We start from the raw sequence: 23,797 nt of genomic DNA, 5'->3' as shown, positions 1-23,797 counted from the left end.
TGGCAACGTTGTGCCAACTCGGCCGACGTACGTGACTTCTCGGCCGACGTACGTGACTTCTCGCCCGACGTACGTGACTTCTCGGCATGATGGGGACATGGCCAGAGAGATCAGCACCGTCGTGGAGGACCTGCACTACCTGGAGTGCCCGAGGTGGCACCAGGGCCGGATCTGGTTCGTGGACTTCTACTCCTACAAGGTCTACTCGGCGCAGGAGGACGGGTCGGACCTTCGGGTCGAGGCGGAGGTGCCGGGGCAGCCGTCGGGGCTGGGCTGGCTCCCTGACGGCCATCTCCTGGTCGTCTCGATGCGCGACCGTAGGATCCTGCGTCGCGAGAGCGACGGCTCGCTGGTGACCCATGCCGATCTCAGCGGCCATGTCGACCACCACCTCAACGACATGGTGGTCGACGAGCAGGGCCGGGCGTACGTCGGGAACTTCGGCTTCGACATCATGGCCGGCGCCGACGTGGCACCGACGGTGCTGCTGCGGGTGGACCCGGACGGGACGGTGACCGAGGTCGCCGACGACCTGTGGTTCCCCAACGGCAGCGTGATCACCGACGACGGCACGCTCATCGTCGACGAGACCTGCGGCAACCGGATCAGCGCGTTCGACATCACCGACGACGGGTCGCTGACCAACCGGCGTACCTGGGCCAAGTTCGGCGAGCTCACCACCCACACCGCGTTCGGTGAGGCGATGGGCGACGCCGTCCTGGCACCCGACGGCTGCTGCCTGGACGCCGAAGGCGCGGTCTGGGCCGCCGACGCGGTCTTCGGCCGGCTGGTCAGGGTCGCCGAGGGCGGCGAGATCCTCGAGCAGATCGAGCCGGGCGGTGGCGTCTTCGCATGCATGCTGGGAGGCAGCGACGGGAAGACGCTGTACGTCTGTGCCGCGCCCGACTTCTTCGAGGAACCGCGCAAGGCCAACGCCGAGGCTCGGCTGTTGGCCATCCGGGTCGACGTGCCCCGGGCGGGCCGCCCCTAGCCCGGCTCAGGCCCTCAGCTCTGGACGTCGGGCGCAGGGCCGTCGAGACGGCCGGCGCGGCTGCGGATCGGCACCGCGACGTGGAGCGCGTTGCTCTCGAGCGTGAAGTCGGTCGGCGTCTCGGTGAGGATCTCCCCGTCGAGGTTGACCGGCATCGGCTCGTCGGTGGTGATCCGCACCGCGGTGGTGGTCACGTGGTGCACCTGGTCGTGCTCGATGAAGTGGCCGCTCTTGAGCAGCCGCGCGATGGAGACGTGGTCCCGCATGCGGCCACGGACGATGGCGTAGACGTCGAGCAGGTCGTCGTCCACCGAGGCCGAGGGCGCGACGGTGTTGCCGCCGCCGTAGTGGCGGCCGTTGCCGACCGCGACCTGGAGCAGGTCGTCGAGCTCCAGCGGGTCGTGGTCACCGTCGGGGAACTCCAGCCGGGCGGTGAACGGCCGGTGGTGGCGGTAGGCCTGGAGCGTGGCCACCGGATAGGCCGCCGGTCCGATCACCTTCTTCAGACGCGGGTCCAGTGCCTCGGTCACCGCGACGGAGAGACCGAAGGAGGCGACGTTGAGGTAGGTGTGACCGTTGGCCTTGCCGATGTCGACGTTGATGATCTTTCCCTCGAGCACCTGCTGGATCGCGGTCTCCGGATCCTGGTCCAGCTCGAGCGTGCGGGCGAAGTCGTTGGCGGTGCCGAGCGGCAGCACGGCGAGCACGACGTCGGTCCCGGCGATCCGAGCCGCCGCGGCACTCACCGATCCGTCACCACCCCCGATGACGAGGAGGTCGGGCTGGTCGGCAGCCACCTCGTCGAGTGTGCTCTCCAGCTCCTCCCCCGAGTGGACCGCGTAGGAGCGCACGTCCTCGATCCCCGCGGAGCGGAGCATCTCCTCCGAGGAGGCCAGCGCGTCCTCTCCGCGGCGCGAGCCGGCGTTGACGACGAGGGCGACCTTCACGGAGTCACGTGACAACAGCGTTTGCATATCCACGTTCAGGAGCGTACGCATGCCCACCTGAGTATGTGGCGCTGCGTGTCCCGGCGCGTTGCCCGGCGACGCCGCCGGTTCAGCCCACGACTCCGGGAGCGACCACCTCGGCGAATACCCCGAACGCCGGCTCGCCGGCCCGGTTGAGCGGCCGGTGCGAGGCGAGGGTCTTCAGCAGGCGTACGTCCCGCTCCCCCGTCTCCGGATGGATGTCGATCACGGCGCACCGCGGGATGGGTACGCCGATCCGGAGCCTCGCCGACCCGACCCGGACCTCCCGGCCGAGCCAGGTGTCCTCGGCATAGGGCTCGTCTGTCTCGACGACGAGGTTCGGCCGGAACCGCGCCGCCGCCAGGGCATCGTCACCGACCCGTCGGGCGAGGTCGTGCAGCGAGGCCGTCGTCACCACCGACACCGCCCCGGCGAAGACGACGTCACCTCGACGGGCGCGAGCCAGCCGCACCGGTCGGCCGAGCCACCGCGAGAACAGCGCCGCGTGGGGAGCCTCGAGCAGCTCCAGGTCGACCTGACGACCCCAGTAGTCGCAGGTGATGCGCTCGCTCGTCGCGACCGGCTCGGCGGAGGCGGTCGCGCCGTCCGGCAGCTCGACCTCGAGGCGGCGTCCGGCCGGCTCGGCCCGCACCGCGACCAGCGAGGGGTGCTGCACGGTGCGCAGCACCCGCCCGCTTCCCGGATGCTCGGGATCGACCGACACCAGCGCGAACCCGCGATCCCCGACGACGCCCCGCTCGTCGAGCACCACCCGGTCATGGGCCAGGTGCCTGGTCCCCTTGATCGGCGCGAACCCCGCTCGCACGACCTTCAGCTCATCGATCACGGGTCCAGTCAACCAGCGTCGCGAAACGCCTTGGCACCTTCGGCGGCCAGCTCCGAGTAGCCGGTCGTACCGGCGCCGAGAAGCTCCTCGGCAGCGCGCTTGACGGCGCCCAGTGCGGCGAAGGCGAAGGCGCCACCGACCGAGATGCGCGCCGCGCCCGCCTCAGCCAGCTCCGGCACCGACGGGCCGCCCGGCAGGAGCAGGACGTTGACCGGGCGGTCGACGGCGCCCACCAGGCGGCGTACGTCCTCGACGGCGACGACGCCCGGCGCGAAGAGGACGTCGGCACCCGCGTCCTGGTAGGCCTGCAGACGGGCGATGGTGTCGTCGAGATCGTCACGGCCGCGGATGTGGTTCTCGGCGCGGGCGGTGAGGGCGAAGCCGTCGCCTGCCGCAGCGGCCGCCGCGGCGACCCGCTCGGCTGCCTCCTCGACGGAGTAGATCGTGTCCTTCTCGAGCCCGGTGTAGTCCTCGATCGACCCGCCCGCCAGCCCGGCGGCCGCGGCAAGCCGGAACGTCTCCTCCACCTCGGTCACAGAGCCGCCGAAGCCGGCCTCCATGTCGGCCGAGACCGGCACCTGCACCGCTTCGACCAGCGCGGTCGCGTGCGCGATCACCTCGTCCCGGCTGACCTGGCCGTCGAACCGCCCCAGGGTTGCTGCGTACCCGCTGCTGGTCGTGGCCAGCGCCTGGAAACCCAGCGAGGCCAGGACCTTGGCCGAGCCCGCATCCCAGGCGTTGGGCATCAGCAGCGGAGTGCCGGGAAGGTGCAGGGACAGAAAGTTCTCGGCGAGCGACATGCTGGCCACCATGCCACGGGACGGCACGAGGCAGAACCGGATATCCCGCCTAGGATCATTCGATATGGGCCACGATCACGACCACATCTCACCGGCGGCCGACCGGCGCTACCTGATCGCCGCGATGACGCTCTTGGGTGTGTTCCTGATCGGCGAGGTGACGGTCGCGATCCTCGCGAACTCGCTCGCGCTGCTGGCCGATGCCGGCCACATGCTCACCGACATCGGTGCGATCGCGGCAGCGCTGTGGGCGATGCGGCTGGCCTCGCGGCCCGCGCACGGGCAGTGGACCTACGGCTGGAAGCGCGCCGAGATCCTCTCGGCCGCACTCAACGGGATCACCCTGCTCGTCTTCGCCGCGGTCGTGGGTGTGGAGGCCGTGCGACGGCTCATCGACCCGCCCCACGCAGAGGGATGGCCGATGTTCGTCGTCGCGGTCGTCGGCTGTGCCGTCAACGTCGTCGCGGCCGCCCTGATGGCACGCGCCAACCGCACCTCGCTCAACGTCGAGGGCGCCTACCAGCACGTGCTCTCCGACCTCTACGGCTTCATCGGCACCCTCGTCGCCGCGATCGTCATCCTGCTCACCGGCTGGACCCGTGCCGACCCGGTGGCCTCGCTCGTGGTCGTCGCCCTGATGACGTACGCCGGTGTCTGTCTGCTCCGCGACAGCGGCCGGATCCTGCTCGAGGGTGCGCCGGCCGAGGTCGACGTCGAGGACCTGCGCCGGCATCTGCTCGAGGTCGACGACGTCCTCGAGGTGCACGACCTGCACGCCTGGACCGTCACCTCGGGCCTGCCCGCGGTCTCAGCGCACCTGACCCTGCGCCCGCAGTGCTTCCTCGACGGCAGCGCGCCCCAGGTCCTCGACCGCGTCCAGGCCTGTCTGACCGGGCACTTCGACGTCGAGCACTCGACCTTCCAGCTCGAGCCCGAGACTCATCTGGCCCACGAGCCGGGAATGCACTAGGCTCGCGCCAGCGCAGCCAGGGCCGCCCCGCGCGCCTGCTCGATCGCGTCCTCGGCGATCCCGCACAGCCGCAGGCACGCCGCGGCGATCGTGGCGACGGTCGTGCTGCCGACCCGGTCCTCGCGACGGAGGCTGACCACGCTCTCGACCATCTGCACGAGCAGCTCGCCGAGGCCGGGTTCGCCGCTGCTCGCCGAGATCCGCTCCCCCGCTGCCCGCTGCGCGACCCGCCCGTATCCGGCGACGAGGTCGCCGCGGAGGTGGTCGTAGCGGTCGTAGACGGGCGAGGCGATGACGTCGGGAAGGCGGTAGAGCATGCCGATGTTGTGGGGCATCGCGACCAGGGCGCTCATGTCGCTGACGGCGAGGGCGTAGAGGCCCACGTCGGGAGTGACCGTCCCCATGTCGGCCTCGATCTTCCCGGCCTGCTCGACCCGTTCTTGGACCGAACGCTCGAGCAGCACAGCGAGGATCTCCTCCTTGCTGCCGAAGTGGTAGTAGATCGACGCCTGTCTCAGCCCGGCACCGTCCGCGATCTCGCGGGTGGTGGTCCCGGCATAGCCGCGGCCGACGAAGAGCTCCGCAGCGGCGGCGAGGATCTGGTCTCGGGGGTTCGCCGCAATCGTGCCCGGAAGCAGCCGTGGACGGCCGCGACCCGGACGCGGCGAGATCTGTGACACCGTGGCATCGCCCTTTTCTGTCGTACGATAGATAATAGTGGAGAGAGCAAGTTTCGCACTGATATCGAAAGAGTCAAGCGCCGACGGTCGTGTCCGCGGCACAGGGCCGCACCCGACGTCAGTGAGTGAGCTTGAGGCCGATGACACAGCCGACGAGCGCGACGATCAGCAGCACTCGCACCGCGCTGATCGACTCGGCTCCGGTGGCCATCGAGTAGCCGACGGTGAGCGCCGCGCCGATGCCGACCCAGACCGCGTACGCTGTGCCGATGGGCAGTGTGCGCATGGCCAGGGCGAGGCCCGCCAGGCTGCCCGCGAGAGCAACGCCGAAGACGATCGACGGAACCAGCCGCGAGAAGCCCTCGGTACGCCCCAGAGCGAGCGCCCACACGGCCTCGAGGACGCCGGACACCACGAGAAAAATCCAAGACATGACCAACTCCAGACGGCCGTCTTGTCGCGCTTCCGGGTACGGCTCCCTCGTCCGGCAGCCGGTCTCGGCTGACGTCTTCGACAGTAGCAAAACTGTCATTCGATAGAAACTTCACGAGCCACAAGAACGCTGCGTTCTTCATCACGGGATTCGGCGCAGCTCCCTGGCCCGTTGGATGGGAGGATGCAGAGGTGACATTCACCGTCGGCTTCGTCACCGGAGCCACCCCCGACAAGTGGGCCAGGATCTGGCGCGACCGCAGCCGCGAGCGACTCGAGCTCGTCCCGGTCACCGAGGAGGACCAGGAGCAGCTGCTGCGTGCCGGCGAGCTCGACATGTGCCTCGTACGCCTCCCCGTGGATCGCGACGGCCTCCACTGCATCCCGCTCTACGAGGAGCAGCCGGTCGCGGTCATGGGCCACGAGCACCTGCTCTCCCTGCTCGAGGAGGTCACCCTCGACGACCTCGCCGAGGAGCAGCTGGTCATCCCCGAGCGCGGCGGCTGGACCCCGAGCGCCGAGCAGCTGGCATGGCCGCCGATGACCGAGAAGGACGCCGTCGAGACAGTCGCCGCCGGCACCGGGGTGGCGATCGTGCCGATGTCGATCGCCCGTCTGCACCACCGCAAGGATGCGGTCTCCCGGCCCGTGATCGGTCTCGAGCCCACCACCGTCGGTCTGGCCTGGCTGATCGACAACGACGACGAGCGGGTGCAGACCTTCATCGGCATCGTCCGCGGCCGCTCGCGGAACTCCTCCCGCGGCTGAGCCCCGGCAAATGCCGGGTGAACGCCTGGCGACATCTGGATCGGCCGTGCCTCATTCCACCCAGCGGTGTCCTCGCTCGTCCCTAGACTCTGCCCGATCCAGACAGAAGGCAGGCGTCTCAGGTGAACCGCAAGGGGTGGGCGACAGTTGTCGCAGGGGGCCTCGTCCTGGTCCTGCTGATCTGGTTCGCGGTGGCACGGCTGATCCCTGACGGCGCGGAACCGGACAAGCTGGCCGACAGGACGACGCTGAAGATCGCTGCCGGCTCCGAGCTCGACGATGTCCTCTGCGCCGACGGCACCAGCCAGGCCGACGAGGCGAGCAGCACCCCGGCCCGGTGCGAGCCGAGCGACCTGGTGAAACGGCTCGAGGAGGAGACCAACGTCGAGCTGCGGCCCGAGCTCATCGGAACTCTCGAGGCCGCCGACGCGATCGCCGGTGATCCGGACCGCTACGACGCTGCCTGGTTCGCCTCCGACGACTACCTGCGTCTTGCGCTGGCGGCGAAAGGCACCGAGGACCTGACCACGTCCAAGCCGATCATGCGCTCCCCGGTGGCCCTGGGGGTGCGCCACGACGTCGCCACACAGCTGGGCTGGACCGAGAACACCGAGGTCTCGTGGGAGGAGATCGCGGGCCGCGCCGGCGATGGTGAGCTCGGGTTCCTGATGACCAGCCCGGCCTCCTCCAACTCCGGCCTGTCGACCCTCGCCGGCGTCGCCACCGCGTTCGATGCCGATCCGCCGCTGCAGAGCGAGGACGTCGGCCTGATCCAGAACGACGTACGCCAGCTCTTCAGCGGCCAGCTCGGCCGCGCAGCCAGCTCGGGATGGCTCTCGGACAAGTTCCGCGAGAACCCTGAGGCCTACGACGCGATCTTCAACTACGAGTCCGAGCTGCTGGCGCTCTCGAAGCAGGTCGAGGGTCTCGACATCATCTATCCCAGCGACGGCACCACGGAGGCCACCTACCCGCTCACGCTCGTCAACCCCGAGAAGCAGAAGGCGTACGAGACGGCGGTCGCGTGGCTGCGTACCCCCGACGTCCAGCAGGACTTGAGCGAGAAGAGCGAGCGGCGGCCAGGCCGCGACGATGTGAAGCCCGCAGCGGGCGTACCCGACAAGAGCGTCAAGACGCTCCCGCTCCCCGACGACCTCGGCACCGTCGACGAGCTGATCTTCACCTACTTCGACGAGTTCGCTCCCAAGACGCGCACCACCTACCTGCTCGACACCTCGGCCTCGATGGACGACCTCAAGATGAATCGGCTGCGGCGCGCCTTCGAGGGGCTCGTCGGCGACAACACCTCGATCAGCGGGCAGTTCAAGCGCTTCCGCAAGGGCGAGCGGCTGACGGTCTACACCTACGCCGACGAGGTGGCGCGTCTCGGGTCCGTCGTGGTCAAGGACCGGTCGCAGAGCGACCAGGCGCTCGAGGACCTCATCGACGGTGTCGGCGAGCTGAGCGGCGACGGGGGCACCGCCTACTACGACGCCATCGAGGTGGCCTACGCCGACCTCGTGAAGGCTCCCGAGGAGGGCGCCACCACCTCGATCGTGCTGATGACCGACGGCGAGCAGAACGGCGGCCAGTCCTATGCCCAGCTCAAGAAGAAGTACGACGCCGACTACCGCGCGCTCGGGGTGCCTCTCTACGTGGTGCTCGTCGGCGACGCCGCCGCCTCGACCGACCCGAGCATCGAACAGCTTGTCGGCTTCGCCGAGGAGACCGGCGGCCGCGACGTTGTCGCCAAGGAGACCGACGACCTGCGCAAGATCTTCCAGGAGATCCGTGACTACCAATGACCCCGAGGCGTCCTCGCCGATCGTCCGGATCATCAACTCCGGCTGGTCCACGGCCGGCGCGGTCCTGGCCGTGCCGCTGGCCGGCGCGGCCGTCTTCACCGGCTCCGGGGGCTGGGCAGCGGGTGCTGTCCTCGTGGCCTGCGCCGGTGGCGCTGTGGCCGCCTACACAACACGGCCGGAGCCTCCGCCCGGCCCGATCGACGAGCCGAGACCGAAGCCCGACTCCTCCGACCAGCGCATACGTACCTACAACTTCCTTTCCGAGACGCGGATATCGCTCCTGCACGCGCAGATGAACCGTGGCACGGAGAGCGACCGCCTCATCGAGGAGCTGCGCAAGGCACAGGGGCGTGTCCAAGGCGGCATCAGCGTGCCTCGGGTCTCGTTCATCGGCGAACGTGTACGCGAGACGGCTTCCACGTATCAACGTCGGCTGACGCACACGCTGCCCACGATGGCCGACGACGTCCTCAACCGTCTGAAGGCGATGGGGCTGATCCACCGCACCGACGACGAGGATCTCGAGCGCGTGGCCGATCTGGTCGTCCAGCCCGATGTCGCCGACCAGTTCCTCAAGTTCTACATGGCCGGACCGGACTTTCGCCTGGCGGCGACGCCCTCTGGATGGCTGGCTCGGCTCCTACAGCTGGCACAAGAACGCGAGGTGGAGGTCACGAGTCACGGCCTCACGATCACCATGCACATCGGCACTCGCGGGACGCAGGAGGACTTCGACGCCCTCGAGGACAAGGAGAATGCGGCGGTCGTCGGAGTGATTCGTCGCCTCGACACCCGCAGCAGGACCGCGACCGTGCGCGTGATCGCGGTCTACTGAGCCCCGGATCGTCGCTGGGCACGTGCACGCGGCAGACTTTGCCCCATGCTCGAACCGACCGACCTCACCACCCGCGCGACCGAGGCGCTGCGTACGACCTTCGGCTCCGAGGCAACGGTGGTCGGGAGGGCGCCGGGACGGGTCAACCTGATCGGCGAGCACACCGACTACAACGCCGGCCTGGTGCTCCCGGTGGCGCTCCCCCACGCCACCTACGCCGCGGCCGCGCCGCGCACCGACGGCGTCGTCCGGATCGCCTCGGCCAAGGAGCCCGAGCCGTTCACCAGCCACATCGACGAGCTCTCGGCGGAGATCGAGGGCTGGGCAGCGTACGTCGCGGGGGTGTTGTGGACCCTGCGCGAGGCTGGTCTCGTGACGGGTGGCCTGGACATGTACCTGGAGTCGTCGGTGCCGCTCGGCGCCGGTCTGTCCTCGTCGGCCTCGGTCGAGTGCGCCACCGCGGTGGCGGCGCTCGGCCTCGCCGGTCGGACTCTCGACGAGGACCTGCAGCGCGCGGTCGTCGCGGCCGGGATCCGGGCCGAGACCGAGGTCGCCAACGCGCCGACCGGTGGGATGGACCAGTCGGTGGCTGTCTTCGCAGAGGCGGGCGGTGCACTGCTGATCGACTTCGACTCCGGCGAGCACCGCAGCGTCCCGCTCGCCCTGGGCGAGCGCACGATCCTGGTCACCGACACCCGGGTCAAGCATCAGCTGACCGACGGCGGTTACGCCTCCCGCCGCGCCCAGTGCGAGAAGGCCGCCGCCGACCTCGGGCTGCGTTCGTTGCGCGAGGCCGCTCTGGACCAGGTCGAGTCGCTCGGCGACGACGTCGTCCGCCGCCGGGCGCGCCACATCGTCACCGAGATCGCCCGCGTCGAGCCGACAGTGACCGCGCTCGGGGCCGGCGACTGGGCCGCGATCGGTGAGCTCTTCGCCGCCTCGCACACCTCGATGCGCGACGACTTCGAGATCTCCGTCCCCGAGCTCGACCTGGCCGTCACGACTGCGGTCGAGGCCGGTGCCGACGGTGCTCGGATGACCGGCGGCGGCTTCGGCGGATCGATCGTCTCGATCCTTCCGGCCGATGCCGTCGCGGAGGTCAGTGCCGCCATCGACAAGGCCTTCGCCGAAGCCGGCTACGGCGCCCCGGGGCACCTGATCGCCGCCCCGTCCGCCGGCGCGATGTTCACCGAGGTAACTCGGTGAGCTCGCACTGACTTCGTGGAGTTCGACGAAGTCAGTGGCCACTGACCGAGTTACCCTTCGACAGGCTCAGGACATCGCCTCGGTCAGCATCCGCCGCGCCGCGCCGACTCAGACCAAGCCCGCCTCGGCCAGCATCCGGGTCATGGTGCCGCTAGCGGCCTGACGCGCCGCACGGAGCAGATCGACGTCGGTCTCGGTGCGGCCCGGGATCGGGTCGGCCACATCGGGCGCGAACGTCAGCGTGTGTACGCCCGCACAGCTCCCGGCCCTCATCTGCGCGACCGTGGCGCGGTAGCGCTCCGGGCGGCTCCGGTACAGGTCGCCGAGCTCGGGGTTGACCCGGCGCAGGTAACGCTCGATGACGCGGTCGGCCGACCCGTAGGCCGGCGCCGTGCCGAACGGTCGGGTCACCAGCACGATCGCGTGCGTCGCCCCGAGTGCCGCAGCCGAGGCCACCGGCACGGCCTCGACCAGCCCGCCGTCGAGCCAGCGGCGGCCGCGTACGGTCACCGGGAGGCCGCCGGCCAGGGGGAGCTGACTGGAGGCGACCACCGAGTCGGCGAGATCGGTGGCATCAGCGAAGTCGGTGAGCGGGACGGACCTCGCCGTCACCACATCGGTCGCCACCGCGGCCAGCCGCGGCGCCCCGTCCCGCAGCGCCAGCGACCACTCGAACAGCTCCGCCGAACGGGCCGTGATCCCTCGGGTGTCCACCATCGACTTGCGGCGCAGCATCCGCCCCGCGCCGATGTACTCGGGAGAGGCGAACACCGAGGCGTACGACTCGCTGAAGGCACCGATCGTCCCGGCCGCCACCGCGGTCGCGTTGGCGGCGCCGGCGGAGGTGCCGACCACCAGGTCGACCGCATCCAGCAGGCCGCGGTCGGCGAGCACCGCGGCCATCGTCGCCGACAGCATCCCTCGCATCCCGCCACCCTCGATCACGAGAGCCAGGGTCGCCCCGTCACCGTCGTTCCGACTCTCCCCGCTGAGGCGGGACCGGAGCAGCTCGGCCACTCCCGATTGCAATGCGTCCACATCTGGATTGTGACCCTACCGGCGAGTAGGTCCGGCAGCGGGTCGTTCCTGGCCTTCCCTGACAGGGGTGCACGTCACATCACGTCCGCGGCGAGCCGCTCGCCGAGGCCCCGGGCAGACCCCGTCGTCAACAACCCAGATGCCGAGTCGGCGCGTCATGACGCGCCGACTCGGCATGGATTCCGGTCAGGATGAGCCGACTCGGGCCGGGTCTACCTCAGCTCGGCGGAGGTGAGGCCGAGCACCCGGCGCGCCACGATCAGCTGCTGGATCTGCTGGGTGCCCTCGAAGATGTCCAGGATCTTCGAGTCGCGGGCCCACTTCTCCAGCAGCTCACCCTCGGAGTAGCCGATGGTGCCGGCCAGCTCGACGCAGGAGAGCGTCACGTCCGAGCCCATCCGGCCGGCCTTGGCCTTGGCCATGGATGCTTCCTTGGAGTTCGGCTGGCGGTTGTCGGCCATCCATGCGGCCTGGAGCATGAGGAGGTAGGCGCCCTCGTAGTCCGACTCCAGCTGGATGAACTTCGCCGCGGCCGCCGACTGCAGCTGAGCGGGCCGGTCGTAGTCGATCTCGACGCCCGCCTTCTCGAGCAGGTCGCGGGTGTAGTCGAGCGCGGCCCGGGCGCACCCGACTGCCATCGAGGCCACCAGCGGCCGGGTGTTGTCGAAGGTGGCCATCGCCCCGGCGAAGCCCTGCTTGATGTCGATCTCGGGCGAACCCAGCAGGTTCTCGGCCGGCACCCGGCAGTCGGTGAAGGTGATCGTGGCGGTGTCGGAGGCCTTGATCCCGAGCTTGTGCTCGAGGCGCTCGACCTTCATCCCCGGCGTGCCCTTCTCGACCACGAACGACTTGATCGCCGCCTTGCCGAGCTCCTTGTCGAGCGTCGCCCACACCACGACCGCGTCGGCGCGATCACCGGAGGTGACGAAGATCTTCTCGCCGTTGAGCACGTAGTGGTCGCCGTCGAGCGTCGCGGTGGTCTTGATGTTCGCCGAGTCGGAGCCGGTGCCCGGCTCGGTGATCGCCATCGCAGCCCAGACGCCGTCGAAGCGCTCGTGCTGCTCGTCGTTGGCGACCGACGCGATGGCCGAGTTGCCCAGGCCCTGGCGCGGCATCGCGAGCGTGAGCCCGACGTCACCCCAGCACATCTCGTTGACCGAGAGCACCGAGGACATGTTCGCGCCGTTCTTGACCGAGCCGTCGTCGGGCTTGGAGTCGCGGCGTACGCCGGTGGCGCCTGCGCCCTCACCCTGCCCGGACTCGGAGAGCCCGTCGGCCATGGCCGCAAGCATGTCGAGCTCGGTGGGGTACTCGTGCTCCGCCTTGTCGTACTTGCGCGAGATCGGCCGCAGCATGTTCATCGCGACCTGGTGGATCTGCTCACGCAGCGGCTTGAGCTTCTTGGGGTCTTCCAGATTAATACTCATCGACGTACTCGCTTCGCTCCGTGCGCCGATGAGGCACAACGATGGCTGTGTTGGATTCTTCGCTCGCTCCGCTCGCTCATCAGACCAGCACCGTGCCTTCCATGATCCCGATGGCACGCAGGTCGCGGTACCACCGCTCGACCGGGTGCTCCTTGACGAAGCCGTGGCCACCGAGCAACTGGACGCCGTCGAGGCCGATCTGCATGCCCTTGTCGGCACACAGCTTGCGAGCCAGCGCGATCTCGCGGGTCGCGTCGATGCCCTGGGCCACCCGGCTGGCGGCCTTGTAGGTCACCAGGCGCATCGCCTGCAGCTCGATGGCGATGTTGGCGACCATGAACGCCACCGACTGGCGGTGGGCGATCGGCTCGCCGAAGGCCTCGCGGGTCTTGACGTAGGGCGTGACGTAGTCGAGGACGGCCTGGCCGACGCCGATGGCCAGCGCACACCAGGCGAGGCGGGACAGGCGTACGGCCTCGGTGTAGGTCGAGCCGTCGGTCTCGCCCAGGACGGCGGACGCGGGGACCTTCACGTCGGTCAGGGTCAGCTTGGTCAGCGAGGCAGCGCGCACGCCCATCGCCGGCTCGGACTCGATGGCGATCCCGGGGGTCGAGGACTCGACCAGGAAGAGGGCCGGCTTGCCGTCGAGGCTGGCGCCGACGACGAACAGCTCGGCCTCCGCGCCACGCGCGACCAGCGACTTGGTGCCGTTGAGCGTGAACCCGTCGGTGGTCTTCGTGGCGGTGGTGGCCGGCGACAGTACGTCGAAGAGGACCCTGTCCTCGTTGAGCGCGAACGCTGCCGCGGGGACCGATCCCTCCGTGAACGCCGGCAGGTAGGTCTGCTGCTGCTCGTCGGTGCCCCACAGGCCCAGCGCGGTCGCGACCGAGCCGGGCGCGAGCGCCGCGACGGCCAGGCCGAGGTCACCCTTGGCGAGCGCCTCGGCGACCAGCGTGCCGGCGACCGCGGAACGGGTCTCGGAGATGCCGCCGAGCTCCTCGGGGACACCCAGGATCGGCAGCCCGATCTCCAGGCTCGACTTGAGCAGGTCGTCGGGGGCGGCGCAGGCCTCGTCGGCCTCGGCCGCTGCGGGACGTACGACCTCCTCGGCGAACTCGGTGACGACGTCGACGAGCATCTGCTCGTCCTCGGTCGGGGTCAGGTCGAAGACGCCCTGGGGGATGGCGTTGGGCACGCGGACGCCCGGGGCGCCCTGCTTGCCCTTCTTCTTGAACGCTCGACTGGTCGCCGCCATCGTCTTGAACCCGCTGCGGGTCACCGTGAAGACAGCCTGCTCGGTCTGCTTGCGGACACCGAGCCGGTCAAGCACAGGACTCTGCGAGAGCTTGCGCAGACCGGCCACGGCGAACCCGATCGGATCACGCGACTCGCCGGACGGGACGCCGTGCGCGACCCCGCCACGTAGGCCTTGGAGGATACTCATGGGTAGAACTGTAACTGGGAGTTACAACGTGGTCTACAGTTCGGGGTGGTGATGGCGGTAACAAACCGCGTACGTCTTGTTTATAGGCTTTGCACATGGCCGACTCCCCGCTCGAATCCCGTGCTCCGCTCGCGCCCCACGGCGCCCTGCCCGAGGGCGGGAAGGTGCGGCCGATGACACGCTGGGGCACCCCGGTGATGCACCGCCCGAAGAAGAAGGTCGAGGTCTTCGACGCCGCGCTGACCGAGCTGGCTGCCGACATGGTCGCGACGATGTATGCCGCCGAGGGTGTGGGCCTGGCCGCCGACCAGATCGGCGAGGACGTCGCCATCTTCGTCTTCGACTGCCCGGACGCCACCGGTCAGCGCACGGTCGGTGTCGTCTGCAACCCGGTCCTGACCCTGCCCGAGGGCGACGACCGCCATCTCGACGTCGACCTGGAGGGCTGCCTCTCCTTCCCCGGCGCCTTCGTGGACTGCGCCCGCCCCGACTGGGCCGCGGTCGACGGGCTCGGTCTCGACGGCGAGCCGGTCCACTTCGAGGGCGACGGGCTGCTGGCCAGGTGCCTGCAGCACGAGACCGACCACACCAACGGCACCGTCTTCGGTGACCGCATCTCGGCCAAGGCGCGCAAGAAGCTCACCAAGGAGCAGACCCGCCTGGCGAAGGACTTCCCGCCCGAGTGGCCCGCCACCCCCGCCGACTAGTCACTTTCTGACGCCGAGAAGTCACTTTCTGACCTCGAGAAGTCAGCAGATCCGGTCGACGACGTACTCGGCGATCGCGAGGCTGGAGGTCGCGGCCGGGCTCGGCGCGTTGCGCACCGAGGTGATGCCGTCGGCGTGGTGGATGACGAAGTCGTCGACCAGCGACCCGTCGCGCTCGATCGCCTGGGCCCGCAGGCCGAGCCCTGCCCGGACCACGTCCTCGGCGCCGATCTCCGGCACGTAGCGCTGGGCCTCGCGCATGTAGGCCCGCGTGGAGAGTACGCCGCGGAGCTCGGTGATCCCGGTGCGCCAGTGCTCCGCGCTGAACCGCCAGAAACCTGGCCAGAGCAGCGTGTCGGCGAGATCGCGCGGCGTCAGGGAAGTGCGGCCGTAGCGTCGCCGGCTCAGCGCCAGGAAGGCGTTGGGGCCGACCTCGAGACCGCCGCCGACGCGCCGGGTGAAGTGCACGCCGAGGAACGGGTAGCGCGGGTCGGGGACCGGATAGACCATGCCCCGGACGAGATCCTGCTTCGCGGGATCGACCTGCATGTATTCACCCCGGAACGGGATGATCCGGGGCGCCTTCGGACCGCCGGTCAGCTCGCCGAGCCGGTCCGACTCCAACCCGCCGCAGACGACCAAGTGGTCGACGAGGGTCCGACCGGCGGGCGTCTCGACCTCTGTCCCACCGATGACCCGGTGGATGCCGGTGACCTCCTCGCCGAGGCGTACCTCTCCCCCGGCGTCGCGGATCGCCCGGCCGAGCGCCTCGGCCACCGCGACGTAGTCGATGATCGCCGTCCGCGGCGAGTGCAGGGCGGCCAGCCCTGCCGCGTACGGCTCGATCTCCTGGATCTCCGCGGGGCCGACCCGCCTCAGACCCGGCACACCGTTCTCGGTGGCCTTCTTCTCCAGCGCGTCGAAGCGCCCCATCTCGGACTCGTCCACCGCGACGACGAGCTTCCCGCACTCCTCGAACGGAACCTGGTGCTCGACAGCGAAGTCCTCGAGCAGGTCACGGCCACGCGTGCAGAGCCCGGCCTTGAGGCTGCCAGGGCGGTAGTAGATTCCCGCGTGGACCACACCGGAGTTGTGGCCGGTCTGATGAGTCCCGAGGCGGCTCTCCTTCTCGAAGACCACCACGGTGTCCTCGGGGCGACGCAGCAGGATCTCGCGGGCCACCGCGAGCCCGACGATGCCTCCACCGACCACGCCGACGGTCGTCATCCTTCGAGAGCCTGAGCCCCTCTGCCATCTTCGGTTACCGGAGGACCCGCTTCGATCAGAAGCGCATTCACTGCCGTACCAACGCGTTCAGGTCCCTTGTCGCGGTACGCCACACGGTGAGGTCGTTGATCTCGGCGTAGCCATGGATCAAGACATTCCGCATGCCGACGATTCTGTGAACCCCGGGCACTCGCTCTGCAGTCTCGGAGTCTTCCTTGCGCAGAACGCTCATAGCCTCGCCCGCGATCTCGAACTGTCGCTCGACAGCAGAACGGAGAAGGACGTGCTCCGCGTACTCCTCCCACGTTCTTCCCGCAACGAACTCCTGGATACGCATCGCCGCGGTGTGTAGATCCCACAGCAACGCGGCGGCTCTAGGCTGCATACACGTCCTTGGCTGTCGGGAATGCGGCCGCCGCGAAGTAGGGGTTCTTCACCGCATCCGTCATGACCAGGTCAACCTCACAACCGAGAATTCGTTCCAGTTCCTCGTTGAGTGCAAGGTAGTTGCCGAGAAGGTCTTCTACCTCTGGCAAGAAATCGACGAAGAAGTCGAGATCACTGCGCTTGGGATCGAAGTTTCCGGTCACCGCAGACCCGAAGATCCGCAGGCGCGCGACACCGAACCGATTGCAGGCACGCGCAATCGCCTCGCGGTCCAGCTTGGTCATCGCATTCACGCGCCTAGTGTCCCAGATCTTCGACAACAGTGGTGTCGCCTCACCCAGCATCGGAGAAAGTCACGAGCGCGACGCCTCTTGACAGTGCTAGCGTCGCAGCGATCGTGATCTTTCGGCAGGAGGTGAGTCCCGTGCACACAGCGTCCACAGCGGGTGCTCCCCTGCAGTCCACGGTCCGGCGATTGCGCTGATCGCCGACGGGAGCGCCGCCTCGAACCTTGAAAGGTACTCCCATGAGCACAACACCTGTCCCACGACCGCGACGCGCGCTCGTCCTCGGCGGCGGCGGATCGGCCGGCAACGCCTGGCTGATCGGCGTGATCGCCGGACTGAGCGAGGGCGGAATGGCGGTGACCGAGGCCGACCTGGTCATCGGCACCTCCGCCGGAGCGACCGCTGCGGCGCAGATCGCCGGTGCGAGTCCCGGCGACCTGCTCGCCGGCACCCTGGACACACCACCGCCGCCGAGTCACCCCCACCCGGGCCCGCCTCCTGGAGCCGGAAGGGCGACGTGGATGGACCATCTGGAGCGGACCAACGCCATCATCGCCGCCTCCGCAGACCTGGCGGACATGCGCCGCCGTGCCGGCGCGAACGCGGTCGACCTGGCCACCGAGGCGGGCGAGTCCGCACGCGTGCGCTGGCGCGAGACGGTCGCCGCCCGGCTGCCCAGTCCTCAGTGGCCGGCGCACGCGGTGCACCTCGCTGCGGTCGACGCCGACACCGGAGACCCGGTCGTGTTCGACCGCGACAGCGGCATCGACCTGGTCGACGCGGTCGCGGCCAGCTGCGCGGGCGGACCTGCGTACCGGATCGGGTCGCGCAATTACATCGACGGCGGCTACCGGCGATCCAGCGAGAACGCCGACCTTGCCGGTGGCTGTGAACGCGTGCTCGTGCTCTCGCCGCTCGGCGGCAGGACTCGGCATCCGGCAGCGTGGCGCAGCGATCTCGCCACCCAGGTCGACGAGCTGCGGGCAGGCGGCAGCAGGGTCGAGACGGTCCTTCCGGACGCCGCCTCGCTCGCGGCGTTCGGCGACAACATGATGAGCTTCGCGACCCGCGCACCGGCGGCGAGAGCGGGCCACGACCAAGGCCGCCGACTCGCTCAGCAGCTCGTCGACCTCTGGACCTGACGCCGGGCACAGGTGGTCGCAACGGGATGGATAACCCGTTGCGACCACCGCGAGGCGTACCGGAGACTGATCACGCACCATCACCGACCAGAAGGAACTCATCGTGCTGATCCGCGAGCCGCTCACCGCCCTCGTGCGCTGACCTCGTCGATCCTCCGGGCTCCGATGTCAGCGTCCCGCTGACACATCCAGGAGCTCTATGAGTACGCAGCACCCGGCCGTCGTCCTCGACGGCATCACCCTTCTCTGGCCCGACGGCGCCGTCGCGCTGAGCGGCCTCGACGCGGCCTTCAACCCCGGGCGCACTGGTCTGGTCGGCACCAACGGCGCCGGCAAGTCGACCCTGCTCAGGGTCGTGGCCGGCGAGCTCACCCCCGCAGCAGGGTCGGTCTCGGTCAGGGGTCAGGTGCGTTACCTGCCCCAGCACATCACCTTGCAGGCCGATGCCACGGTGGCCGACCTGCTCGGCGTACGTGATCGCCTGGACGCCTTGCGGGCGATCGAGTCCGGCGATGCCGATCCGCGCCATTTCGACGCGCTCGCCGACGACTGGGGCGTCGAGGAGCGCGCGCGGGCCGCGCTCGGGACGGCCGGCCTGCCCGACCTCGATCTCGACCGCCGGGTGGCGACGTTGTCCGGCGGGGAGACGGTCGCGACGGCCCTGACCGGAATCGGTCTCTCGGGCGCCGAGATCGCGCTGCTCGACGAGCCGACCAACAACCTCGACCGCGAGGCCCGGCGCCGGCTCTACGACCTGGTAGCGGGCTGGCGAGGCACGCTGGTGGTGGCCAGCCACGACCTGGCGCTGCTCGACCTGATGGACGAGACCGCTGAGCTGCGCGACGGGTCACTGACGGTCTATGGCGGCCCCTACTCCGCGTTCCGCGAGCACGTCGAACGCGAGCAGGCCGCGGCGGAGCAGGCCCTGAGCACGGCCGAGCAGAAGCTGCGTACGGAGAAACGCCAGCGGGTCGAGGCACAGACCAAGCTCGCCCGGCGGCAGCGTTATGCCCGCACCGACTACGAGAACAAGCGCCGTCCGAAGACCATCATGAAGCTTCGGGCCGGCGAGGCCGAGGTCTCGGCCGGCAAGCTCCGAGGCGAGCTCGACGAGAAGGTCGACCGGGCGCGCGAGCTTCGCGACCGGACCGCCGAGCGCGTGCGCCGTGATCCCCAGGTCAAGATCGATCTGCCCGCTCCAGAGCTGCCCACCGGCCGACGGGTCGCCGAGCTGCACAGCAGCGGAAGCACCATCGTCGTCCAAGGCCCCGAACGGCTCGCCCTCACCGGACGCAACGGCGCCGGCAAGACCCAGCTCGTGGAGACGCTGGTCGGTCCTCGGGCCGCCCGCCAGGAGCCGTACGGCACCGTCCTCATCACCCGGATCGGCCACCTCCCACAGCGGCTGGACCATCTCGACGACGCCGCCACGATCCTGGAGACCGTACGCAGCGCTCAGCCCGAAGCCGATCCCGAGGAGGTCCGCGCGACGCTGGCCGGGTTCGGATTCCGCGGCGACGTCGTGCACCGGCGGATCGGTGACGTCTCCGGCGGAGAGCGTTTCCGGGTCGCCCTGGCCACCGTCCTCCTGCTGGATCCGCCCATTCAGCTGCTCGTCCTCGACGAGCCAACCAACAACCTCGACATCGCCACCGTCGAGCAGGTCGTCGCCGCACTCGGCGCCTACCGCGGCGCTCTCATCGTGATCAGCCATGACGACGCGTTTCTCGACCGGTTGAGCATCGACACGTACGTTCACCTCGAGAACGGCCGTCTCAGCGCGTCCCGACGGCTACGGTGATCTCGTGACACGGACCTGGTCGATCCTTCGACTCGCGATGGCCGTGCTGATCCTCGCCGCGATGACGGCAGAGTTCCGTGGAGCGCTGAGCACCACGCCCGCCGAAGGTTCCAGCACGGCCACGGTGGTGGTGAACTACTTCAGCTATTTCACGATCGAGTCGAACCTCTTCGCGGCGGCGGCACTGGTGTGCGCCGGTCTCTGGGCGCTGACCCGACGCACCGAGGAGCCCCTCTGGGTCGCCGTGCTGATGGCGGCGGCGACGACGTTCATGGCCATCACCGGCCTGGTCTACAACCTGCTGCTGCGCGGCCTCGTCCCAGCGGCGTACCCGTGGGCCAACGAGGTCCTGCACCTCATCGGCCCGCTGTTCCTCGTCGTCGACCTCTTCGTCGCTCCACCACGTCGCCGGCTGCAGTGGCGCGCGGTCGGCGCCATCATCGCCTTCCCGATCGTGTGGGCGGCCTACACCCTGATCCGTGGCGAGCACGTCGTCAGTCCCCGCACCGGCGACCCGTGGTGGTATCCCTACCCGTTCCTCAACCACCACCTGCAGGGCGGCTACACCGTCGTCGTCGCGTACGTCATCGGCATCGCTGCCGCGTTCACCCTGGTCGCCTGGGGTGTCGTCGCGGCCGGGCGTCGACGCTCCACCGAGGCCGTGGCCGACGAGGACGACGCTGGGCTCAGCCCTGCCTGATCATCCAGCGCTCGGGCGCGGGCAGCGGCTCCCAGCCGTACTTCGCATAGAGCTCGTGGGCGTCCTCGGTGGCGAGCAGGGTGCGGCGGATGCGGTAGGGCTCGAGGTCGGCGAGGATGCCCTCGAGCAGCAGCTTGCCAATCCCCTGGCCGCGTACGCCCGGGTCGACGATCACGTCGCACAACCAGGCGAAGGCGGCGAAGTCGCTGACCACGCGAGCGAAGGCGACCTGATTGCCCGCCGCGTCGTAGGCGCCGTAGCAGCGCGACCCCTTGTTGGCCGCGTCCTGCACCTCCCGTGTGCGGTCGCCGGCCCAGTAGGACTGCGCGATCATCCGGTGCACCCAGTCGGGGTCGATCCGGCTCTGGTCGGCGGAGAAGGAGTACGCCGCGTGCCTCTCGGCCACGGCCGGCTCCGCGCTCAGCAGACCGAGCAGGTCGTCCGGCTCGGGCTCGGGTCGCGCGACCTGCGGGGCGACGGCCGGCGGCTCGACGGCTCCCGCGTAGCCCGGTCCGGGGTTCGGCGTACGGCCCTGCTGATAGGCCAGCGCGGCACCGTTGGCGAGCCTGTCGGCGGCCTCGTTGAGCGGGTGCCCGGAGTGGCCCTTGATCCACTCGAACCGGACGTCGCGGCCCTGCATCGCCGCGTCGAGGTCCTTCATGATCTCGACGTTGAGGACGGGCTTGCCGTCGGCCTTCTTCCAGCCCTTGCGCTTCCAGCCCGCCATCCACTTGGTGACCGAGTTGATGACGTACTTCGAGTCGCAGTAGATCAGCAGCGGCTCGCCGGTGTGCGCCGTCTGCCGCAGCAGGTCGAGCACCGCGGTCAGCTCGCCCTGGTTGTTGGTCCCGTGCGGCCACCCGCCGCATGCCCAGGTGGACTCGTCCACATACCAACCCCACCCCGCAGGCCCGGGGTTGCCGAGCGCCGACCCATCAGCAGCAGCCACAATCGTCACGCGCCCATCCTGCCAGCCGCCCACCCCCACTCCCCGAGCGGTCACTTCCTGACGCCGAAACGTCAGTTTCTGAGGCCGAAGAGTCAGTTCTCGACCGCGAGAAGTCGATTCTCGGGCCTGGATGGCATGGCGGACCGTGCCTGGGCCAATTCCTGTCCACAGGAGTCATTCGGGATGCAGTTATCCCCAACCGCCGACTTCACGCTCGAGACTGTCGGCTCTCGTCCCGAGGCTGGTGTCATGACCACTCTCACGATTCCCCCCGGCCCGTTCAGTCTCGCTGACGCCGCTGAGCTCGGCATCAGCGCTGACGACGTCTACCGCATGATCGACGACGGCGTCGTGCGCCGAGTTGTGCGGGGCGCGTTCGCCCCGGCGAGCACACCTGACACCCCGCAGACGCGTGCGGCCGCGGTCGCACGCGTCGTCGCTCCACACCACGTCGTCATCGACCGCACCGCCGCCCTCATCCACGGGGTCAACGCCCTCACCTACGCAGAGCTCGATCTCGACGTCGATCTGGAGACCTGTGCGCTGCGCGGGCACACCCGGTCGAGACGTACGGGAATCGACGGTCACACCCGGGACCTGATCTCGACCGACATCATCAAAATAGGCAGCGTCACGGTCACGACGCCGATCCGGACGGCCTGCGACCTCGGATGCAACCTTCGTCGCCGGGAGGCGTACGCAGCGATGTGCGCACTCGCTCGGGAGCACGGCCTGGCGCCAGCAGACTTCACGCTGATGCTGCCGCGCTACCGTGGGCGGCGAGGCGTCCGACAGCTCAAGGCGCTGGCGCCGTTGGTCGATCCGCGACTCGAGTCCGCCCGGGAGGCGTGGACGCTCCTCGCGATCCACGATGCGGGGTTGCCGCTGCCTGAACCCCAGTTCTGGATCGAGATCGACGAGGTCCCGACCTACCGGCTCGACTTCGCTTACGAACACGCCCGCGTGTGCGTCGAGTACGACGGCGTCGACGCACACGAGCTCACCACCGACCAACGCAGGCACGACGCGGAGCGGCGCCGCTGGCTGCGCGACCATGGGTGGACAGTGATCGTCGTACGCCGCGGCGACTTCACGAGCGACCGGCTCGACGCATGGCTGCGCGAGGTCCGCGCCGCACTCAGGCCGGCGCTGACCAACCGTCGTTGGTGACTCACCACCTTCTGGTCCAGACCGCTCGCGACCGCCTGTCGGAAACCGACTTCTCGGCACCAGAAATCGACCCTTCGCCGTCAGAAACTGACTCTTCGGCGTCAGATTCTGACCTTTCGGCGGAGTGTGGGTCAGGGGGTGACGCGGGGGCCGGAGGCCGTGGAACCCCTCACCACCAGCTCGGGGTGGAAGACGAACTCCGAATGGGGCGTACCGGTGCCGGCGATCTCGTCGAGGATGGCTCGGACTGCGGCCTGTCCCATCGCGTGGACGGGTTTGCGGACGGTGGTCAGCGGCGGGTCGGTGAAGGCGATCAGCTGGGAGTCGTCGTAGCCGACGACGGAGACGTCCTCGGGGACCCGCAGACCGCGCGAGCGGGCGGCACGGATGGCGCCCAGCGCCATCATGTCGCTGGCGCAGACGATCGCGGTGAAGCCGTCGTCCATGAGCTCGGAGGCCGCGGCCTGGCCACCTTCGAGGGTGAACAGCGAGTCGCGGATGTGGTCCTTCTCGATCACCTCCGGGCTCAGGCCGAAGCGGTCGGCCATGGTCGCGACGAAGCCCTCGATCTTGCGCTGGACCGGGACGAAGCGGCGCGGTCCGACGGCGAGCCCGATCTTGGAGTGGCCGAGCGTGGCGAGGTGGGTGACGGCCAGCTGCATCGCCTCGCGATCGTCGGGAGAGATGAACGGCGCCTTGATGTCGGGGGTGTACCCGTCGAGGAGGACGTAGGGGACCCCTTGGGCCCGCAGCTTGTCGTAGCGGGTCATGTCGGCGGTGGTGTCCGCGTGCAGACCGGAGACGAAGATGATCCCGGTGACGCCGCGGTCGACGAGCATCTCGGTGAGCTCGTCCTCGGTCGAGCCGCCAGGAGTCTGCGTCGCGAGCACCGGGGTGTAGCCCTGCCGGGTCAGCCCCTGGGCGATGACCTGCGCGAGCGCCGGGAAGATCGGGTTGTCGAGCTCGGGCGTGATGAGCCCGACGAGGCCCTCGCTGCGCTGGCGCAGCTTGACGGGGCGCTCGTACCCGTGGACGTCGATCGCCGCCAGCACCGCCTCGCGCGTCGCCGCGGCGACGCCTGGCTTGCCGTTGAGTACGCGGCTGACCGTGGCCTCGCTCACGCCCGCATGGGCCGCGATGTCAGCAAGGCGGGCAGAGGCTGGTGTTATGGGCACGGTCACATCATGCCCCCTCCCCTCACCCGCCGCAAGAAGTT

General features: G+C 69.4%; 24 protein-coding genes and 1 riboswitch. Of the genes, 11 read left to right on the top strand and 13 right to left on the bottom strand.

Annotation, left to right across the window (positions count from 1 at the left end; genetic code table 11):
- The first annotated feature begins 97 nt into the window (after positions 1–97).
- Positions 98–991 carry an SMP-30/gluconolactonase/LRE family protein gene (locus IEY84_RS16465; protein WP_183545436.1) on the top strand — a complete coding sequence of 298 codons (894 nt, stop codon included), beginning with the start codon at positions 98–100 and terminating at the stop codon, positions 989–991.
- A gap of 14 nt (positions 992–1,005) precedes the next feature.
- Here the strand turns inward: IEY84_RS16465 and IEY84_RS16460 are convergent, their stop codons facing one another.
- The 3 genes from IEY84_RS16460 to IEY84_RS16450 form a co-directional block, all read right to left on the bottom strand.
- Positions 1,006–1,965: a lipid kinase gene (locus IEY84_RS16460; RefSeq protein ID WP_183546260.1), complete on the bottom strand. Its 960-nt coding sequence runs from the start codon at positions 1,963–1,965 to the stop codon at positions 1,006–1,008.
- 82 nt (positions 1,966–2,047) lie between these two features.
- On the bottom strand, positions 2,048–2,806 hold the full coding sequence (locus tag IEY84_RS16455) for an MOSC domain-containing protein (RefSeq protein ID WP_183545437.1): 759 nt from the start codon (positions 2,804–2,806) through the stop codon (positions 2,048–2,050).
- Between the two features lie 8 nt (positions 2,807–2,814).
- Complete coding sequence (locus tag IEY84_RS16450; RefSeq protein WP_183545438.1) at positions 2,815–3,606, bottom strand: isocitrate lyase/PEP mutase family protein; 792 nt, start codon at positions 3,604–3,606, stop codon at positions 2,815–2,817.
- Between the two features lie 64 nt (positions 3,607–3,670).
- Between IEY84_RS16450 and IEY84_RS16445 the strand changes: the two genes are divergently transcribed.
- Positions 3,671–4,576, top strand: coding sequence for a cation diffusion facilitator family transporter (locus IEY84_RS16445; protein WP_183545439.1), 906 nt, complete (start codon positions 3,671–3,673; stop codon positions 4,574–4,576).
- On the opposite strand, the gene IEY84_RS16440 is transcribed toward IEY84_RS16445, so the two are convergent.
- A complete protein-coding gene (locus IEY84_RS16440) occupies positions 4,573–5,256 on the bottom strand; it encodes a TetR/AcrR family transcriptional regulator (RefSeq protein ID WP_229788741.1) in 684 nt (227 codons plus the stop codon). The two genes, IEY84_RS16445 and IEY84_RS16440, sit on opposite strands and share 4 nt — an antisense overlap.
- A 118-nt stretch (positions 5,257–5,374) precedes the next feature.
- The gene (locus IEY84_RS16435; RefSeq protein WP_183545440.1) at positions 5,375–5,689 is read right to left on the bottom strand and encodes a DMT family transporter; all 315 of its coding nucleotides are present in this window, start codon (positions 5,687–5,689) and stop codon (positions 5,375–5,377) included.
- An 11-nt stretch (positions 5,690–5,700) separates the two neighbouring features.
- A riboswitch (guanidine-III (ykkC-III) riboswitch) is annotated at positions 5,701–5,764 on the bottom strand.
- 116 nt (positions 5,765–5,880) lie between these two features.
- Between IEY84_RS16435 and IEY84_RS16430 the strand changes: the two genes are divergently transcribed.
- From IEY84_RS16430 to galK, 4 genes are all read left to right on the top strand, one after another.
- Positions 5,881–6,456, top strand: coding sequence for a LysR family substrate-binding domain-containing protein (locus IEY84_RS16430; protein ID WP_183545441.1), 576 nt, complete (start codon positions 5,881–5,883; stop codon positions 6,454–6,456).
- Positions 6,457–6,578: 122 nt separating this feature from the next.
- Positions 6,579–8,261: a VWA domain-containing protein gene (locus IEY84_RS16425; protein ID WP_183545442.1), complete on the top strand. Its 1,683-nt coding sequence runs from the start codon at positions 6,579–6,581 to the stop codon at positions 8,259–8,261.
- The gene (locus tag IEY84_RS16420; RefSeq protein WP_183545443.1) at positions 8,248–9,096 is read left to right on the top strand and encodes a hypothetical protein; all 849 of its coding nucleotides are present in this window, start codon (positions 8,248–8,250) and stop codon (positions 9,094–9,096) included. Before IEY84_RS16425 ends, IEY84_RS16420 begins: the two co-directional genes overlap by 14 nt.
- 45 nt (positions 9,097–9,141) lie before the next feature.
- Positions 9,142–10,302, top strand: coding sequence for a galactokinase (galK, locus tag IEY84_RS16415; protein ID WP_183545444.1), 1,161 nt, complete (start codon positions 9,142–9,144; stop codon positions 10,300–10,302).
- A gap of 108 nt (positions 10,303–10,410) precedes the next feature.
- Here galK and IEY84_RS16410 read toward each other — a convergent pair whose 3' ends face one another.
- The 3 genes from IEY84_RS16410 to IEY84_RS16400 all read right to left on the bottom strand — a co-directional run bounded on the left by IEY84_RS16410 (position 10,411) and on the right by IEY84_RS16400 (position 14,211).
- A complete protein-coding gene (locus tag IEY84_RS16410) occupies positions 10,411–11,340 on the bottom strand; it encodes a patatin-like phospholipase family protein (protein WP_183545445.1) in 930 nt (309 codons plus the stop codon).
- Positions 11,341–11,552: 212 nt separating this feature from the next.
- Entirely contained in the window at positions 11,553–12,767 is a 1,215-nt protein-coding gene (locus tag IEY84_RS16405; protein WP_183545446.1) for an acyl-CoA dehydrogenase family protein, read from the bottom strand.
- Between the two features lie 79 nt (positions 12,768–12,846).
- Complete coding sequence (locus IEY84_RS16400; RefSeq protein WP_183545447.1) at positions 12,847–14,211, bottom strand: acyl-CoA dehydrogenase family protein; 1,365 nt, start codon at positions 14,209–14,211, stop codon at positions 12,847–12,849.
- A gap of 95 nt (positions 14,212–14,306) precedes the next feature.
- Here IEY84_RS16400 and def point away from each other — a divergent pair, with 95 nt between their 5' ends.
- A complete protein-coding gene (def, locus tag IEY84_RS16395; RefSeq protein ID WP_183545448.1) occupies positions 14,307–14,918 on the top strand; it encodes a peptide deformylase in 612 nt (203 codons plus the stop codon).
- 42 nt (positions 14,919–14,960) lie between these two features.
- Here the strand turns inward: def and lhgD are convergent, their stop codons facing one another.
- The 3 genes from lhgD to IEY84_RS16380 form a co-directional block, all read right to left on the bottom strand.
- Positions 14,961–16,145 (bottom strand): L-2-hydroxyglutarate dehydrogenase, encoded by a 1,185-nt coding sequence (gene lhgD / locus IEY84_RS16390; RefSeq protein WP_183545449.1) that lies wholly within the window; start codon positions 16,143–16,145, stop codon positions 14,961–14,963.
- 67 nt (positions 16,146–16,212) lie between these two features.
- Complete coding sequence (locus IEY84_RS16385) at positions 16,213–16,482, bottom strand: HepT-like ribonuclease domain-containing protein (RefSeq protein WP_221208828.1); 270 nt, start codon at positions 16,480–16,482, stop codon at positions 16,213–16,215.
- 37 nt (positions 16,483–16,519) lie between these two features.
- Positions 16,520–16,816, bottom strand: coding sequence for a nucleotidyltransferase family protein (locus tag IEY84_RS16380; RefSeq protein ID WP_183546264.1), 297 nt, complete (start codon positions 16,814–16,816; stop codon positions 16,520–16,522).
- 242 nt (positions 16,817–17,058) lie between these two features.
- On the opposite strand from IEY84_RS16380, the gene IEY84_RS16375 reads away from it, so the two are divergent.
- The 3 genes from IEY84_RS16375 to IEY84_RS16365 all read left to right on the top strand — a co-directional run bounded on the left by IEY84_RS16375 (position 17,059) and on the right by IEY84_RS16365 (position 20,462).
- Positions 17,059–17,961, top strand: coding sequence for a patatin-like phospholipase family protein (locus IEY84_RS16375; RefSeq protein ID WP_183545451.1), 903 nt, complete (start codon positions 17,059–17,061; stop codon positions 17,959–17,961).
- A 199-nt stretch (positions 17,962–18,160) separates the two neighbouring features.
- On the top strand, positions 18,161–19,762 hold the full coding sequence (locus tag IEY84_RS16370) for an ABC-F family ATP-binding cassette domain-containing protein (RefSeq protein ID WP_183545452.1): 1,602 nt from the start codon (positions 18,161–18,163) through the stop codon (positions 19,760–19,762).
- A 4-nt stretch (positions 19,763–19,766) separates the two neighbouring features.
- The gene (locus tag IEY84_RS16365; RefSeq protein WP_229788740.1) at positions 19,767–20,462 is read left to right on the top strand and encodes a Pr6Pr family membrane protein; all 696 of its coding nucleotides are present in this window, start codon (positions 19,767–19,769) and stop codon (positions 20,460–20,462) included.
- On the opposite strand, the gene IEY84_RS27025 is transcribed toward IEY84_RS16365, so the two are convergent.
- Entirely contained in the window at positions 20,449–21,420 is a 972-nt protein-coding gene (locus IEY84_RS27025) for a GNAT family N-acetyltransferase (protein WP_183545453.1), read from the bottom strand. The genes IEY84_RS16365 and IEY84_RS27025 overlap by 14 nt on opposite strands.
- Before the next feature lie 240 nt (positions 21,421–21,660).
- Between IEY84_RS27025 and IEY84_RS16355 the strand changes: the two genes are divergently transcribed.
- A complete protein-coding gene (locus IEY84_RS16355) occupies positions 21,661–22,581 on the top strand; it encodes a DUF559 domain-containing protein (RefSeq protein ID WP_183545454.1) in 921 nt (306 codons plus the stop codon).
- 131 nt (positions 22,582–22,712) lie between these two features.
- Here IEY84_RS16355 and IEY84_RS16350 read toward each other — a convergent pair whose 3' ends face one another.
- Positions 22,713–23,756: a LacI family DNA-binding transcriptional regulator gene (locus IEY84_RS16350; RefSeq protein ID WP_229788738.1), complete on the bottom strand. Its 1,044-nt coding sequence runs from the start codon at positions 23,754–23,756 to the stop codon at positions 22,713–22,715.
- Positions 23,757–23,797 lie beyond the last annotated feature (41 nt).

The organism is Nocardioides albus (assembly GCF_014648255.1).
GTDB lineage: Bacteria > Actinomycetota > Actinomycetes > Propionibacteriales > Nocardioidaceae > Nocardioides > Nocardioides albus.
The sequence above is the reverse complement of the archived record's forward strand: the minus strand, read 5'-3'. Positions and strand labels throughout refer to the sequence as shown.

Excerpts from the sequence above, each read along its gene's own strand:
- IEY84_RS16465 (WP_183545436.1), top strand. The coding sequence starts at position 98 with ATGGCCAGAGAGATCAGCACCGTCGTGGAGGACCTGCACTACCTGGAG.
- IEY84_RS16460 (WP_183546260.1), bottom strand. The coding sequence starts at position 1,965 with ATGCAAACGCTGTTGTCACGTGACTCCGTGAAGGTCGCCCTCGTCGTC.
- IEY84_RS16450 (WP_183545438.1), bottom strand. The coding sequence starts at position 3,606 with ATGTCGCTCGCCGAGAACTTTCTGTCCCTGCACCTTCCCGGCACTCCG.
- IEY84_RS16445 (WP_183545439.1), top strand. The coding sequence starts at position 3,671 with ATGGGCCACGATCACGACCACATCTCACCGGCGGCCGACCGGCGCTAC.
- IEY84_RS16435 (WP_183545440.1), bottom strand. The coding sequence starts at position 5,689 with ATGTCTTGGATTTTTCTCGTGGTGTCCGGCGTCCTCGAGGCCGTGTGG.
- galK (WP_183545444.1), top strand. The coding sequence starts at position 9,142 with ATGCTCGAACCGACCGACCTCACCACCCGCGCGACCGAGGCGCTGCGT.
- IEY84_RS16405 (WP_183545446.1), bottom strand. The coding sequence starts at position 12,767 with ATGAGTATTAATCTGGAAGACCCCAAGAAGCTCAAGCCGCTGCGTGAG.
- IEY84_RS16400 (WP_183545447.1), bottom strand. The coding sequence starts at position 14,211 with ATGAGTATCCTCCAAGGCCTACGTGGCGGGGTCGCGCACGGCGTCCCG.
- def (WP_183545448.1), top strand. The coding sequence starts at position 14,307 with ATGGCCGACTCCCCGCTCGAATCCCGTGCTCCGCTCGCGCCCCACGGC.
- lhgD (WP_183545449.1), bottom strand. The coding sequence starts at position 16,145 with ATGACGACCGTCGGCGTGGTCGGTGGAGGCATCGTCGGGCTCGCGGTG.
- IEY84_RS16385 (WP_221208828.1), bottom strand. The coding sequence starts at position 16,482 with ATGCGTATCCAGGAGTTCGTTGCGGGAAGAACGTGGGAGGAGTACGCG.
- IEY84_RS16380 (WP_183546264.1), bottom strand. The coding sequence starts at position 16,816 with ATGACCAAGCTGGACCGCGAGGCGATTGCGCGTGCCTGCAATCGGTTC.
- IEY84_RS16375 (WP_183545451.1), top strand. The coding sequence starts at position 17,059 with ATGAGCACAACACCTGTCCCACGACCGCGACGCGCGCTCGTCCTCGGC.
- IEY84_RS16370 (WP_183545452.1), top strand. The coding sequence starts at position 18,161 with ATGAGTACGCAGCACCCGGCCGTCGTCCTCGACGGCATCACCCTTCTC.
- IEY84_RS16355 (WP_183545454.1), top strand. The coding sequence starts at position 21,661 with ATGACCACTCTCACGATTCCCCCCGGCCCGTTCAGTCTCGCTGACGCC.